We start from the raw sequence: 14,124 nt of genomic DNA, 5'->3' as shown, positions 1-14,124 counted from the left end.
GTCGTCGAGCAGGGCGGCGATCTCGTCCCTGCCGTGCAGGACCTTGGGGTGACTGGGCTGGGTGGTGCGGTCCACGATGCGCAGTTCCGCGTCCTTCGCGTACAGCGACACCAGAGGCTCCGGCGTGTCGGCCTCGACGCCCCGGCGCAGTGTGTCGACGTCGAAGGAGGGGTGTGCCGCGGTTGTCATGATGACCTCCTCCGAGGCCCGCGGCCCGGTCCTTGGGCAGGCCGTGAAGGCCTCACCTACGAGCCTCCTCCGGCCCGGCGGACAGGGCAAGCCCGGCCCGGACGCCCCGCGGGGCGCGGCCGGGCTCACTCGCCCGTCGCCAGGAACTGCGTCGCCGCCAGCTCCGCGTACAGCGGATCGGCGGTCACCAGCTCCCGGTGCGTGCCGACCGCGCGGACCCGGCCCGCGTCCATCACCACGATCCGGTCGGCCATCGTCACCGTGGACAGCCGGTGCGCGACGACCAGCACCGTCGTCGTACGGGCCACGTCGGCGACGGTGTCGCGCAGTGCCGCCTCGTTCACCGCGTCGAGCTGCGAGGTGGCCTCGTCGAGCAGCAGCAGCCGGGGGCGGCGCAGCAGGGCGCGGGCGATGGCGACACGCTGGCGTTCGCCGCCGGACAGCTTGGTGCCGCGGTGCCCGACCCGGGTGTCGAGCCCGTCCGGCAGCCTGGACACCAGACCGTCCAGCCGGGTCGTCTTCAGCACCCGTGTCAGGGTCCCCTCGTCCGCCTCGGGGTTGCCCAGCAGCAGGTTGTCCCGCAGGGAGCCCGACAGCACCGGCGCGTCCTGCTCCACGTAGCCGATCGCGGCCCGCAGCCGCGCCAGCTCCCAGTCGGCCAGATCACGGCCGTCGAGCCTGATCACGCCGGAGTCGGGGTCGTAGAACCGCTCGACGAGGGAGAACACGGTGGTCTTGCCCGCGCCGGACGGGCCGACGAACGCGGTCATCCCCCGGGCCGGCACGGTGAACGTCACCCCGTGGTGCACGTACGGCAGGTCGTCGGCGTACCGGAAGCGGACGTCCTCGAAGGCGAGCGCGGCGGGCTCGGTGCCGGGTTCGGGCAACGGCGCGGGCCCGACGGCCGGTTCGGCGGGCAGCCGCAGCGCCTCCTGGATCCGGGCGAGGGCGGCGCTGCCCGTCTGGTACTGCGTGATCGCGCCGACGACATCCTGGATCGGCGCCATGAGGTAGAAGACGAACAGCAGGAACGCCACCAGCGTCCCGATGTCGATGGCGCCCGTGGCCACCCGCGCGCCGCCCACCGCGAGCACCGTGATGAACGCGATCTGCAGGGACAGCCCGGCCGTGTTGCCCGCCGCGGCCGACCACTTGGCGGCGCGCACGCTCTGCCGCCACGACTCGTGCGCGGCCTCGTGCAGCGTGCGCTCCTCCCGGGGCTCGGCGCCGGACGCCTTCACCGTGCGCAGCGCGCCGAGCACCCGCTCCAGCGAGGCCCCCATCATGCCGACCGCGTCCTGCGCCTGTCGGCTGGCCCGGTTGATGCGCGGCACGATCGCGCCGAGCACCGTGCCCGCGCCCACGACCACGGCCAGCGTGACGCCCAGCAGCACCAGGTCCACGAAACCCATCAGCGCCACGGTCGCGATCAGCGTGAGCCCGCCCGTGCCGAGACCGACCAGCGAGTCCGTGGTGACCTGGCGCAACAGGGTGGTGTCGGAGGTGACGCGGGCCATCAGATCGCCCGGCTCGCTGCGGTCCACGGCCGGTATCCGCAACCGGAGCAGGTACGACGACAGCGCGCGCCGCGCCCCGAGCACCACCGACTCGGCGGTGCGCCGCAGCACGTACGAGCCGAGCGCGCCCAGTACGGCGTTGGCGACGACGAGCGCCGACATCAGCAGCAGGGCGCCGGTGATGGCCCGGTCGTCCGCCAGGTCGTCGATCAGCTCCCGGGCGACGAGCGGCAGCACCAGCCCCGTCGCGCCGGTCAGCAGCGACAGCGCCGCGCCGCCCAGCAGGGCCCACCGGTGCGGCCGGACGTAACCCAGGAGGAGCCGCCAGGCGGGCGGTCCGGTTTCCGTATCGGTGATGCTCACGGGATCCCCTCGTCTCGGACGGAGCCCTCAGGCTATGTCGGCGCGCCCGGCCCCGGCCCGCCGTTTTCCGGGCCCCGGCGACTCGCGCGGGGGACGTTTCACCAGGCCGATGGGCCCTTACCGATCAGTCGGACGTATGGTCGGAGGTGACGAACAGCGGTCGACCAAGGAGTCAGCACCATGGCGCAGGAAGTGCGCGGCGTGATCGCACCGGGCAAGGACGAACCGGTACGCATCGAGACGATCGTCGTCCCCGACCCCGGGCCGGGCGAGGCGGTCGTCCGCGTCCAGGCCTGTGGAGTGTGCCACACCGACCTGCACTACAAGCAGGGCGGCATCAACGACGACTTCCCGTTCCTGCTCGGCCACGAGGCCGCGGGCGTGGTGGAGTCGGTGGGCGAGGGCGTCACCGACGTCGAACCCGGTGACTTCGTGATCCTCAACTGGCGTGCGGTGTGCGGGAAGTGCCGCGCCTGTCTGCGCGGACGCCCCTGGTACTGCTTCGACACCCACAACGCGAAGCAGAAGATGACCCTCACCGACGGCACCGAGCTCTCCCCGGCCCTGGGCATCGGCGCCTTCGCCGAGAAGACGCTGGTCGCCGCCGGGCAGTGCACCAAGGTCGACCCGGCCGTCTCCCCGGCGGTCGCCGGGCTGCTCGGTTGCGGGGTGATGGCCGGCATCGGCGCCGCGATCAACACCGGGAACGTCGGCCGGGGCGACTCGGTCGCGGTCATCGGCTGCGGCGGCGTCGGGGACGCGGCCGTCGCCGGGTCCCGCCTCGCCGGAGCGGCGAAGATCATCGCCGTCGACATCGACGACCGCAAGCTCGAGACCGCGCGCTCCATGGGCGCCACCCACACCGTCAACTCCCGCGAGACCGACCCGGTCGAGGCGATCCGCGAGCTCACCGGCGGCTTCGGCGCCGATGTCGTCATCGACGCGGTCGGCCGCCCCGAGACCTACCAGCAGGCGTTCTACGCCCGCGACCTGGCCGGCACGGTCGTCCTGGTCGGCGTGCCCACCCCCGAGATGAAGCTCGAACTGCCGCTGCTGGACGTCTTCGGCCGCGGCGGCTCCCTGAAGTCCTCCTGGTACGGCGACTGCCTGCCCTCCCGCGACTTCCCGATGCTGATCGACCTGCATCTCCAGGGACGCCTGGACCTGGCGGCGTTCGTGACCGAGACCATCCAGCTCGACGAGGTGGAGAAGGCGTTCGAGCGGATGCACCGCGGCGACGTCCTGCGCTCGGTGGTGGTGCTCTGATGACCGTCCGCATCGAACGACTCGTCACCTCCGGCCAGTTCAGCCTCGACGGCGGCACCTGGGACGTCGACAACAACGTGTGGATCGTCGGCGACGACCACGAGGTCGTCGTGATCGACGCGGCCCACGACGCCGACGCCATCGCCGAGGCCGTCGGCGACCGCCGCCTGAAGGCCATCGTGTGCACCCACGCACACAACGACCACATCGACGCCGCGCCCGCCCTCGCCGAGCGCACCGGCGCCACCATCTGGCTGCACCACGACGACCTGCCGCTGTGGAAGCAGACCCACCCGGACCGCGACCCCGACTCCTGGCTGATCGACGGCCAGGTGATCGAGGCGGCCGGCGCCGACCTCACGGTGCTGCACACCCCGGGACACGCGCCGGGGGCGGTGTGCCTGTACGACCCGGGGCTGGCCACCGTGTTCACCGGCGACACCCTCTTCCAGGGCGGGCCCGGCGCCACCGGCCGCTCGTACTCCCACTTCCCGACGATCATCGACTCGATCCGGGACCGGCTGCTGACCCTCCCGCCCGAGACCAAGGTCCTCACCGGCCACGGCGAGGGCACCACCATCGGCGCGGAGGCCCCGCACCTGGAGGAGTGGATCGCCCGGGGCCACTGAGCGGACGCCGCCCGGGGGACCGGCCGGCCCCCCGGGCGACCGGTCCGGGGCCGGCTCCCCGGATCCCGGGCGACCGGCCCGGAAAAGGCGACAGAAGATGTCCGGCTTGCCCGTCACCCTCGAAGGGACAGCGAAGCACTGGTGACGGGAGGCCGGACATGCCGGACAGGTCGGAGCGGTTGAAGGGCAGGGTCGCGCTGGTGGCCGGGGCGACCCGGGGAGCCGGACGCGGCATCGCCGTGGAGCTGGGGGCGGCGGGCGCGACCGTGTACGTCACGGGCCGCACCACCCGCACCCGCCGCTCCGAGTACGACCGCCCCGAGACCATCGAGGACACCGCCGACCTGGTCACCGGGGCCGGCGGCACGGGCATCGCGGTGCCGACCGACCACCTGGAGCCGGAGCAGGTGAAGGCGCTGGTCGACCGCATCGCGGACGAGCAGGGCCGCCTCGACGTCCTGGTGAACGACATCTGGGGCGGCGAGACGCTCTTCGCCTGGGACGCCCCCGTCTGGGAGCACGACCTCGACAAGGGGCTGCGTCTGCTGCGCCTCGCGGTCGAGACCCACGCGATCACCAGCCACCACGCCCTGCCGCTGCTGCTGCGCCACCCGGGCGGACTGGTCGTCGAGGTCACCGACGGCACCGCCGACTACAACCGCGACACCTACCGCAACTCCTTCTTCTACGACCTGGCCAAGGCCTCCGTCCTGCGGATGGGCTTCTCCCTCGGTCACGAACTCGGCCCCCGGGGCGCCACGGCCGTCGCCCTCACCCCGGGCTGGCTGCGCTCGGAGATCATGCTCGACCACTTCGGGGTGCGCGAGGACAACTGGCGCGACGCCCTCGACCGCGTCCCCCACTTCGCCATCTCGGAGACCCCGCGCTACGTCGGCCGGGCCGTCGCCGCGCTCGCCGCCGACCCCGACGTGGCCCGGTTCAACGGCACGTCGCTCTCCAGCGGCGGCCTCGCCCGGGAGTACGGCTTCACCGACCTCGACGGCAGCCGCCCGGACGCCTGGCGCTACCTCGTCGAGGTGCAGGACGCGGGCAAGCCGGCGGACGTCACCGGCTACCGCTGATCCCGTCCGGCCCCTGCCGCGGTGATCGTTCCGCCGGTACCTTCGCCCCATGACGACGGACACCAGGCGTTTCGAGGGGTACGGGGTTCTCATCACCGGGGCGGCCCGCGGCATCGGCGCGGCCACCGCCCGGCGGTTCGCCGAGGAGGGGGCGCGGGTCCTGGTGGCCGACGTGGATCCGGCCGAGGCGGAGAGGACGGCGTCGGCGCTGCGGGACCTGGGGCTCGGCGCCGACGCCCTGGCCTGCGACGTGTCCGACCGGACGTCGGTCGAGGCGGCCGTCGCGTACGCCGTGGACACCTTCGGTTCGCTCGACGTGCTGGTCAACAACGCCGCCCACTGCACACCCGACACGCCCCGTTTCGAGGACGAGTCGGAGGAGGAGTGGGCCGCCGACCTCGACGTCACCCTCACCGGCGCGTACCGCTGCTGCCGCGCCGCACTCCCGCACCTCGCCGCCTCCGGCCGGGGCGCGATCGTCGGCATCGGCTCCGTCAACGGCTTCCAGGACTTCGGCAACCACGCCTACAGCGCCGCCAAGGCGGGCCTGGTCTCCCTCACCCGCACCCTCGCCGGCCACGCCGGGCCCCGGGGCGTCCGCGTCAACCTCGTGGCCCCGGGGACCATCCGCACCCGCGCCTGGGCGGGCAGGGACGAGGACATCGAAGAGGCCCGGCGCCTCTACCCCCTGGGCCGCATCGGCGAACCGGAGGACATCGCGGCCGCCGTCGCCTTCCTCGCCTCCCGCGACGCGTCCTGGATCACCGGAACCACCCTCGTCGTCGACGGCGGCATCACGGCGGTCAACTCGGGGTTCAAGCAGGCGATGCGGGGGGCGGCGGGCGCCCGGTAGGGCGTCCGGCCCGGCCGAACGGGCGTAATTCGGCCGCGACCCGGCCGCCCGTACAACCGATTTCCCCATTCGTCCGTCTACCTGGCAGAGTGCGCAACTCGTGCCCTCACTTCCGCGGGAAAGGCAGATCGGACCATGGGCGACATTCAAAGACGGGGTGCCGTCGTCCTCGGGGTCACCTCGCTGGTGGCCCCGCTCACCCTCGCGCTCGGCGCCGCACCGGCGCAGGCCGCGAGCTGCACCACCAAGGCGGGCCCGTACCAGAAGCAGGTGGAGAGGTTCCTCGGCCGTCCGGTCGACGGCAAGCAGTCCTCCGCCGACTGCAAGGCCATCCGCGCCTTCCAGACCAAGCACGGCATCACGCCGAACATCGGGTACGCCGGTCCCGTCACCTGGGGAGTGATGGACCTGATGAATAAGCAGAAGGCCGTGGGGAAGAACCCGAACAAGTCGGGCAGGTGCCCGGTGAACAAGGGGCGCATCGCCTGCGTGGACCTCACGCTGCAGCTCAGCTGGGTCCAGGACGGCAAGAAGCTCGTGTACGGGCCGGTGCCCGTCCGCACCGGCCGCGACGGCCACGAGACCCGCACCGGCCTGAAGAAGATCTACTGGCGCAACATCGACCACGTCTCCACCCTCTACGACGTGCCGATGCCCTACAGCCAGTTCTTCGACGGCGGCCAGGCCTTCCACTCGGCCGGCGTCAGCATGTGGAACCCGCCGGGCTCGCACGGCTGCGTCAACATGACGAAGGCCGACGCCAAGAAGTACTGGTCGCTGCTGAAGAAGGGTGACGACGTGTACGTGTACGGCCGCAAGCCCGGCACCTGATCCGTTCCGGCGGTCCTGGATGTGAACTCCCCCACGTTCCTTGGGAGATGGACGTGATCAGCGACACTGTCCGGAATATCCGATATGTGTGCGGTTACTCACAGCGCCTTCACTCCGGCCGCCGTATGCTTCACAGCATGTCCACCACTGTTGAACCTTCCTCCGAGCGATCGGCTGCCGAGGTCAACGAGGAGATCCGGGCCTTGTGGCTCCGGTCGGGCGGGACACTGAGCGTCGAGCAGCGCGAGGAGTACCAGCGCCTCGTCCAGGAGTGGGCCTCCGCCCTCCCGCAGACGGCGAAGGCGGCCTGAGCGCCGCCCCGGCCGCCCCGGCAGCGCAGTCCCGCCGTCGCACCTCGCCCCGGCTCCCTCCGCCCGGTCGTCCCGGTCGTCCTCGGTCACGCCGCACCGGCTCAGCCCCAGGTCGCCGAGTAGCGGCGCCGGTACGCCTTGCGGTCCTGTTCCGCGCGGATCCAGCGCGTCGCCACCAGGGCGATCAGGCTGCCCCCGATGACCAGCAGACCGGGACCGGCGTTCTGCGGATCGGCGAGCCGGGACAGCAGCGTCGACGCGTTCGCGATGCCCGTCGCCGGGGTCGACGAGCCCGGTGAGGCGCTGTCCGGGGCCGCCGCGCCCTCCGGGGCCGACGGCGCCGGGGAAGCCGCTCCCTTGCCGTCGCCGCCGGCCTGCGGGGACACGATGAGCTGCACCCTCAGCTGCTCCAGCGCCTTCGTCACCGGCTGGAAGTACGTGGTGCCGCCCGCCGCGCAGTCGCCGCTGCCGCCCGAGGTCACCCCCAGCGCGATGCCCTCGGAGAACATCGGGCCGCCGCTGTCGCCGGGCTCGGCGCACACCGTGGTCTCGATGAGGCCGCTGACCGTGCCCTCGGGATAGTTCACCGTCGCGTCGAGCGCGGTCACCTCCCCGTCCTGCAGACCACTGGTGCTGCCGCTGCGGAACACCCGCTGGCCGACCGCGGGATCCGCCACCCCGGTGATCCGTATGCCCTTGCCGCCGCCGACCGCCACCACGTCGGCGCCCTCGCCCGCCCGGCCGTCGGCGTACTCGATCAGGGAGTAGTCGTCACCGGGGAAGCTGCCGCCGACCGTCGTGCCGACCTGCTTCCTGTCCCGGTCGCCGGTGAACCACACGGAGCCGTCGGGCCCGCAGTGCCCGGCCGTGAGGATGAAGTCGCGCCTGCCGTCGGTCACGTTGAAGCCCGCCGAGCAGCGCCCGGCCGTCGACAGGATGGGCCGCGCCCCGTTGAGACGGGTGGTGAAGGTGCCCTCGGTGCGCTCCATGCGGACGAAGTCGCCGATCTCCTCGGCCACTCGGGTCAGCTCGGACCAGTCGTCGGCGGAGACCGTGCTGTCGCCCCGGACCACCACCTCGTTGGACCGGTAGTCCAGCACCCAGGCCGTCCCCGGCACGCGGGGCGCCGAACGCAGCGTCTTGGCGGCCGACTTGAGCTCACGCATGCTGTGCCGCACCATCTTCGGCTCGGCGCCCGCCCGCCGTACCTCGCCCGCCGCCTCCTCGTCGGTGACCGCGACGACCGTCCGCCCGTCGGCGTCGATCCAGCTGCCCGCCGTACGGGAGGTGCCGAGCCGGGACGCCAGGTCGGTGCCGGGGTCGGCCGACTGCTCGGCCGCCGTGTGCGGCACCGCGTTCGGTGGTGCGGGCTCGCTCGCGACGGCGCGTGTGACCATCGTGGCCCCCAGGAGGAGTCCGCCGACGGCCGCCAGCCGTGTCACTCGCCGGACGACCCGTCGTCGTGCGTGCCTCATGCATGGCTCCCGAACCTCAGTAGCGCGGCGCGAACACCGCGGGGCCCTCCCCTTGAGTCGAGCGCCCTCGTCTCCATACGCGCCGGGGAGCCGTCGCGTTCAGCGAAGACGTGATCCGGTGTCCGGCGGGCGGGGCCGGCCGATCACGCCCGCCGCCGGGCCGACGCCGAGCACGGCCCGGCTGCGGGCGTCGCCCCACACGGACGCCGGGTCCACGTAGGAGCGCAGCAGCGCGGTGAGCACCGGGTCTCCCCGGCCGTTCAGCTCGTCGGAGGCGACCTTCCGGGCGATCCCGGCGAGGAAGTCCGCCAGCTGCACCCGCGGATCCGCCCGCGCGGCGACCAGCCGTACCTCCTCGAGGGCGATCCCGTCCCGCCGGGCCGTCCGCTCGATCCACGCGATGCGCTCCGGCGTCAGGATGTTCTGCCGGTCGTGCACCAGCCGCACCGGTCGTCCGCCCGCGCTCCAGTACGCGGCCGTGGAGATGATCGCCGGAAGCAGCGGATTGAGCACCGGGATCCGCACGGCCGCCCCGTCGAGCAGTCCCGTCCGGTAGGCCTCGGCCCGCTCCCGCCGGGCCGCGAGCCGCTCCAGGACCCGCGCCGCGGACGTACCGGCGTGGGCGCTGCGCAGGGCGTCGACCGTGCGGAAGAAGAGCGGGACGGTCGTGCCCGGCTCCCCGCCGTTGCGCGTGCGCAGGAGCTGGTTGGCCACCAGGAGGAAGTCCCTCCACCCGTCCGCGCCGAGGTCCCGGCGCCCCGCCCGGAACAGGGCGAGCGCCTCGGCCGGGTCGTCGAGCAGCAGGACGACCACCCGGTCCACCACGAAGAACGTCTTCTCCACCAGGTGCACCCGGGCCCGCCCGTGGAGCGGCCCGCCGGGAGCCAGCAGCCACTCCAGCACCGCGCGGTGCTTCTCCCGCAGCAGGTGGGTCGCCTTGTACTCCTCGGCCGGCGAGCGGATGCGGTCCCGGATCTCCCGTACGACGGCGGCCCCGACGGCCACGGACAGGTGCACGCCGGCGTGCGCGAACACGTCGGTGTTCCCGCCGGTGAGGTTCTCGCCGTCCGACCCCGACTCGTCGCAGGCGATCTCCAGCGGCGGGTCGGCACCGGCCACCCGCACCCCGTCGTCGCGATTCCCGCTCACCCCACGGCCCCTATCGTGTGCTCATGACCAGGATCCCGCACGAGACGTCCGGCGAACCGAATCCGCTCACCACCCTCACCCTCGACAGCCTGCGGCGCCGCACCAGCATGAAATGGCGCACCCACCCCGAGGACGTGCTGCCCCTGTGGGTGGCCGAGATGGACGTGCCGATCGCCGAGCCGATCGTGCGCGCCGTCACCGAGGCGCTCGAAGCGGGCGACACCGGCTATCCCGCGGGCACCGCCTACGCCGAGGCGCTGGCCTCCTTCGCCCGGGAGCGGTGGGGCTGGAGCGGACTCGCCGTGGAGCGCACCACGGTCGTGCCCGACGTGATGCTGGGCGTGGTGGAGATGCTCAAGCTGGTCACCGGTTACGGGGACCCGGTGGTGGTGAACCCGCCGGTCTACCCGCCCTTCCACGACTTCGTCCGGCACCTGGACCGCAAGGTGGTCGAGGCACCGCTCGGCGCGGACGCGCGCATCGACCTCGGCATCCTGGAGGACACCTTCCGGCAGACGGCGGTGGACGGCCGACGGGCCGCCTACCTGCTGTGCAGCCCGCACAACCCCACCGGGACCGTGCACACCGCCGAGGAGCTGTCCGCCGTCGCCGCCCTGGCCGAGCGGTACGGCGTGCGCGTCGTCGCCGACGAGATCCACGCGCCGCTGGTCGTCGGCGAGGCGGACTTCGTGCCCTACCTGAGCGTGCCGGGCGGCGAGCGCGGCCTGTCCCTGATGTCGGCCTCGAAGGCGTGGAACCTGGCCGGCCTCAAGGCGGCGCTCGCCGTCGCCGGGCCCGCGGCCGCCGACGACCTGGCCCGGGTGCCCGAGGAGGTCGGCCACGGCCCCAGCCACCTCGGCGTCATCGCCCACACCGCCGCCCTGCGCGACGGCACCGCCTGGCTGGACGCCCTGCTCACCGGCCTGGACGTCAACCGCCGGCTGCTCACCGACCTCCTCGCCGCGCACCTGCCGGCGATCCGCTACCGTCCGGGCGACGCCACCTACCTCGCCTGGCTCGACTGTCGCGCCCTCGGCCTCGGCGACGACCCGGCCCGGGTCTTCCTCGAGCACGGCCGGGTGGCCCTCAACTCCGGCCTCCCCTTCGGCACGGGCGGCGCCGGCCACGTCCGGCTGAACCTCGCCACCTCGCCCGAGGTGATCGAGGAGGCGGTGCGCAGGATGGCGGCGGCGGTGGAGCGGGCGGAAAATCCCTAGGGCGCGGCGCCTGCTCCCGATACGGTCGGCCGCATGACCGACGAGGGTTTCCGGCACCCGCGGCTCGCCGCGCTCTACGACCCGCTCGATCCCGACCGGAGCGATCTCGACGCGTACGTGCGCACGGCGGAGGAGTTCGGGGCCCGGCGGGTGCTGGACATCGGCTGCGGCACGGGGGTGTTCGCCCTGCTCCTGGCCGAGCGCGGGATCGAGGTCGTCGGCGTCGATCCGGCCGGGGCGTCCCTGGAGGTGGCCCGGGCCAAGCCGGGCGGCGACCGGGTGCGCTGGATCCACGGCGACGCGACGGCGCTCCCGCCGCTGCGGGTCGATCTGACGACCATGACGGCGAACGTCGCCCAGGCCATCACCGGTCCGGAGGCGTGGCGGGACACCCTGCGGGGAGCCCACGCGGCCCTGCGGCCCGGAGGCCGGCTGGTGTTCGAGACCCGGGACCCGGCCCGGCGGGCGTGGGAGGAGTGGACCCGGGAGGCGTCGTACCGCGTGACGGACGTCCCGGGCGTCGGCGCGGTCGAGAGCTGGGTCGAGGTGACCGGGGTGAGCGGGCCGCTGGTGGCCTTCCGGTGGACGTACGTCTTCGCCGCGGACGGGCAGGTGCTGACGTCGGACTCGACGCTGCGCTTCCGTGAACGGCGGGAGGTCGAGGCGGACCTGGACGGTTCGGGCTTCGTGCTGGAGGAGGTGCGCGACGCCCCCGACCGCCCGGGCCGGGAGCTCGTCTTCGTCGCACGGCGCCCGGTGGCGGGCTCCGGAGAGAAGGCGGCGGACACCGCCTAGACTGCCCCGCATGGATGACGTGTCGCTCGACCGGCTCGGAGCGGGGAAGTACCTGTTGGTCACCAGCTACCGCAAGAACGGCACCCCGGTCGCCACACCGGTGTGGGTGGTGCGGGACGGGGACGCGCTCGGGGTGTGGACCGCCGCCGACTCCTGGAAGGTGAAGCGGATCCGGGCCCGCGGCGATGTCCTCGTCGGTCCCTGCGACGTGCGCGGCAACCCGACCGGTGAGCAGGTCCCCGCCACCGCGGAGATCTGCGACCCGGCCACCACCGCCCGCTACCGCGAGCTGATCGCCCGCAAGTACGGCCTCATGGGCCGGCTCACCCTCCTCGGCAGCCGCCTGCGCCGGGGCCTGGACGGCACGGTCGGCATCCGCGTCACCCTCTGAGGCGTCGTGCTCTGAGGCGTCGTGCTTCGAGGTGTCGCGCCGTTCGGGCCGGTGCCCGGCGGTGCGTCAGGTCCAGGCCCGGTACGGCTCGTCGACGAGCTGGAAGACGGGCTCGCCCCGCACCGGGTCCTTGGCCGTCGACAGCCGTACCCGGTCGCCGCTGTGGATGCCGATGGGCGGGCCCATGACCCGGCCGCGCACCACGAAGCCCTCGGCCATCTCGATCAGGGACACATTGCGGGCCGCCGGGGTGTTGCGGTGGACCACCGTGGAGTGGCGCACCGTCCCGACGCCCTCGCTGCGCTCCGTGCGCAGGTCGCTGCCCTGGCAGACCGGGCACAGCAACCGGTGGTACATGGCGGTGCCGCACCAGGTGCAGCGCTGGTAGAGCATGGCCTCCGCGCGTTCCGCGCCCTGGGGATCGAGCACGCCCGTCGAGGAGCCGGCTGCCTGCTGAGCGACGCTTCCTGAGTGGTGGTACACGCTGGTCAACTCCCTGCACTCGGCCGGAAACCCGCGTGCTCGGCGACCCGGGCACACGCGTGCGCGGTTCGCCGTGCCACCGCGCACAGCGACAGGGTATGGCACTGAGTGCCACTCGTAAAGGCACTGAGTACCCTGAACTGTGCGACGCGCCCGTACGCCCTCCCCGGCACTCGGTGCGGTGCGGTGCGGTGCAGTGCGGAGCCGAGTGCTGCCCTGGGTCCCGGCGCAGGTCATTCATATGATCGGGCCGTCGCCGTCCTCGAGGAGCCCGCATGCCGCTCGCCCGCCCCCGCGTCCTGTACGTCACCGACCTGGCCTACCCGGCCCGCGGACGCCGCTACTGCGACGAGGACATCTTCCTGACCTCCCGGCTGCGCGAGGACTTCGACCTGGCGCTGTGCCATCCGCGCGACGCCACCGCCCTGATGGACGGCTTCGACGCCGTCGTGGTCCGCAACAGCGGCCCGGTACTGGCGTACCAGGACGCCTACGACGCCTTCCGCAGGCGCGCCTCGGAGATCGGCAAGCCGGTCTACAACCCGCTCACCGGCAGGGGCGACATGGCCGGCAAGCAGTACCTGGTCGATCTGAGCGCCGCCGGTCACCCGGTGATCCCCACCGTCGACCGCCCGCACGACCTGCACCTGCTGCCCGAGGCGCAGCGGTACGTGGTCAAGCCCAGGCTCGGCGCCGACTCGGTGGGACTGCGCGTCGTCCCCGCCGCCGAGGTGCGCGGCCTCGTCGACGGAAGCGTCCTGGTGCAGCCGCACGTCGACTTCGCCTACGAGGTCTCCTTCTACTTCGTCGACCACGACTTCCAGTACGCCCTCCACACCCCGCACCCCGACCGGCGCTGGCAGCTGCAGCCGTACGAACCCACCCCCGAGGACCTGGAGTTCGCCCGGCACTTCATCGACTGGAACACCCTCGACCACGGCATCCAGCGCGTCGACGCCTGCCGTGCGCCGGGCGGCGAACTGCTGCTGGTCGAACTGGAGGACCTCAACCCCTACCTGTCCCTCGACGCCCTCGACGAGGCGGGCCGGGAGGCGTTCGTGACCGCCGTGGCGGCGTCCCTGCGCCGCTTCCTGCGCGACACCGGCGTGACGGGGGACTGAACCCCACGGCCCCCTGCCGCGTACCTCCTCCCGTAGGCGGTTCCGCCCTCCCGTACGGGACGGAAGGAGAGCAGCGTGTCGACACCGTCCGAGCCCGGGCCGCCGCACGGCGGCGGCCCGCCCCTCGAACCCATCCGCGTGCTGCGCCCGCGCCGTACCGACGCCCTCGCGGAACTGTTCCGGGAGTTCGAGCGGGAGAACACCGGCGGCTACGAGTCCGTGCCGCTGCCCCGGCCGGCGGCCGGATCCGACGACAGGACGCAGGAACTCCCGCGCCTCACCGACGACCGGCCGCCGGTGGACGAGCGCCGCCTCGGAGTACGCCGCGCCGTCCCGGCGCTCGTCCACCGGCGGCCGGTCGTCGGTGAGGCGCGGGAGTGCCTGCCTCCTGTCGTCGCATCCGGCCGCCGGCCGGGGCAGCGGCACGGAGCCGTAGCCGCCGGTGTTCTACA

The 14,124-nt window shown here is 73.2% G+C and carries 14 protein-coding genes and 2 pseudogenes; 11 read left to right on the top strand and 5 right to left on the bottom strand.

Annotated features, from left to right (window positions below):
- Both B7L92_RS19705 and B7L92_RS19700 read right to left on the bottom strand, forming a co-directional pair.
- Positions 1 to 189, bottom strand: a pseudogene (locus tag B7L92_RS19705) (nuclear transport factor 2 family protein); the annotation flags it as partial.
- Positions 190 to 314: 125 nt separating this feature from the next.
- Entirely contained in the window at positions 315 to 2,069 is a 1,755-nt protein-coding gene (locus B7L92_RS19700) for an ABC transporter ATP-binding protein (protein ID WP_081238839.1), read from the bottom strand.
- A 180-nt stretch (positions 2,070 to 2,249) separates the two neighbouring features.
- Here B7L92_RS19700 and B7L92_RS19695 point away from each other — a divergent pair, with 180 nt between their 5' ends.
- From B7L92_RS19695 to B7L92_RS19670, 6 genes are all read left to right on the top strand, one after another.
- On the top strand, positions 2,250 to 3,335 hold the full coding sequence (locus B7L92_RS19695; protein ID WP_004979420.1) for an S-(hydroxymethyl)mycothiol dehydrogenase: 1,086 nt from the start codon (positions 2,250 to 2,252) through the stop codon (positions 3,333 to 3,335).
- Entirely contained in the window at positions 3,335 to 3,964 is a 630-nt protein-coding gene (locus B7L92_RS19690) for an MBL fold metallo-hydrolase (protein WP_004979419.1), read from the top strand. The genes B7L92_RS19695 and B7L92_RS19690 overlap by 1 nt, the downstream gene beginning before the upstream one ends.
- Positions 3,965 to 4,122: 158 nt before the next feature.
- Positions 4,123 to 5,046, top strand: a complete 924-nt coding sequence (locus B7L92_RS19685; RefSeq protein WP_081238838.1) for an SDR family oxidoreductase — start codon at positions 4,123 to 4,125, stop codon at positions 5,044 to 5,046.
- Positions 5,047 to 5,095: 49 nt separating this feature from the next.
- Positions 5,096 to 5,899 carry an SDR family NAD(P)-dependent oxidoreductase gene (locus B7L92_RS19680; protein WP_081238837.1) on the top strand — a complete coding sequence of 268 codons (804 nt, stop codon included), beginning with the start codon at positions 5,096 to 5,098 and terminating at the stop codon, positions 5,897 to 5,899.
- Positions 5,900 to 6,034: 135 nt separating this feature from the next.
- Positions 6,035 to 6,730, top strand: a complete 696-nt coding sequence (locus tag B7L92_RS19675) for a L,D-transpeptidase family protein (RefSeq protein ID WP_081238836.1) — start codon at positions 6,035 to 6,037, stop codon at positions 6,728 to 6,730.
- A 125-nt stretch (positions 6,731 to 6,855) separates the two neighbouring features.
- Positions 6,856 to 7,041 (top strand): hypothetical protein, encoded by a 186-nt coding sequence (locus tag B7L92_RS19670; protein WP_081238840.1) that lies wholly within the window; start codon positions 6,856 to 6,858, stop codon positions 7,039 to 7,041.
- 101 nt (positions 7,042 to 7,142) lie between these two features.
- Here B7L92_RS19670 and B7L92_RS19665 read toward each other — a convergent pair whose 3' ends face one another.
- Both B7L92_RS19665 and B7L92_RS19660 read right to left on the bottom strand, forming a co-directional pair.
- A complete protein-coding gene (locus tag B7L92_RS19665) occupies positions 7,143 to 8,516 on the bottom strand; it encodes a S1 family peptidase (protein ID WP_081238835.1) in 1,374 nt (457 codons plus the stop codon).
- Positions 8,517 to 8,615: 99 nt separating this feature from the next.
- Complete coding sequence (locus B7L92_RS19660; protein WP_081238834.1) at positions 8,616 to 9,665, bottom strand: hypothetical protein; 1,050 nt, start codon at positions 9,663 to 9,665, stop codon at positions 8,616 to 8,618.
- 23 nt (positions 9,666 to 9,688) lie between these two features.
- Here B7L92_RS19660 and B7L92_RS19655 point away from each other — a divergent pair, with 23 nt between their 5' ends.
- Genes B7L92_RS19655 through B7L92_RS19645 form a run of 3 tightly spaced genes read left to right on the top strand, consistent with a single transcriptional unit; the run spans position 9,689 to position 12,068 of the window.
- The gene (locus B7L92_RS19655; RefSeq protein ID WP_081238833.1) at positions 9,689 to 10,882 is read left to right on the top strand and encodes a MalY/PatB family protein; all 1,194 of its coding nucleotides are present in this window, start codon (positions 9,689 to 9,691) and stop codon (positions 10,880 to 10,882) included.
- Positions 10,883 to 10,915: 33 nt separating this feature from the next.
- Positions 10,916 to 11,677: a class I SAM-dependent methyltransferase gene (locus tag B7L92_RS19650; protein ID WP_081238832.1), complete on the top strand. Its 762-nt coding sequence runs from the start codon at positions 10,916 to 10,918 to the stop codon at positions 11,675 to 11,677.
- 10 nt (positions 11,678 to 11,687) lie between these two features.
- Positions 11,688 to 12,068, top strand: a complete 381-nt coding sequence (locus B7L92_RS19645) for a PPOX class F420-dependent oxidoreductase (protein ID WP_081238831.1) — start codon at positions 11,688 to 11,690, stop codon at positions 12,066 to 12,068.
- Between the two features lie 66 nt (positions 12,069 to 12,134).
- Here the strand turns inward: B7L92_RS19645 and B7L92_RS19640 are convergent, their stop codons facing one another.
- Positions 12,135 to 12,551: a Zn-ribbon domain-containing OB-fold protein gene (locus B7L92_RS19640; protein WP_081238830.1), complete on the bottom strand. Its 417-nt coding sequence runs from the start codon at positions 12,549 to 12,551 to the stop codon at positions 12,135 to 12,137.
- Positions 12,552 to 12,826: 275 nt separating this feature from the next.
- Here B7L92_RS19640 and B7L92_RS19635 point away from each other — a divergent pair, with 275 nt between their 5' ends.
- Together B7L92_RS19635 and B7L92_RS19630 are read left to right on the top strand one after the other, a co-directional pair.
- A complete protein-coding gene (locus tag B7L92_RS19635) occupies positions 12,827 to 13,672 on the top strand; it encodes an ATP-grasp domain-containing protein (protein WP_081238829.1) in 846 nt (281 codons plus the stop codon).
- A 75-nt stretch (positions 13,673 to 13,747) separates the two neighbouring features.
- Positions 13,748 to 14,124 (top strand): annotated as a pseudogene (locus B7L92_RS19630) (hypothetical protein); the annotation flags it as partial.

It is taken from the genome of Streptomyces viridosporus, assembly GCF_002078235.1.
Lineage (GTDB): Bacteria > Actinomycetota > Actinomycetes > Streptomycetales > Streptomycetaceae > Streptomyces > Streptomyces viridosporus.
The sequence above is the reverse complement of the archived record's forward strand: the minus strand, read 5'-3'. Positions and strand labels throughout refer to the sequence as shown.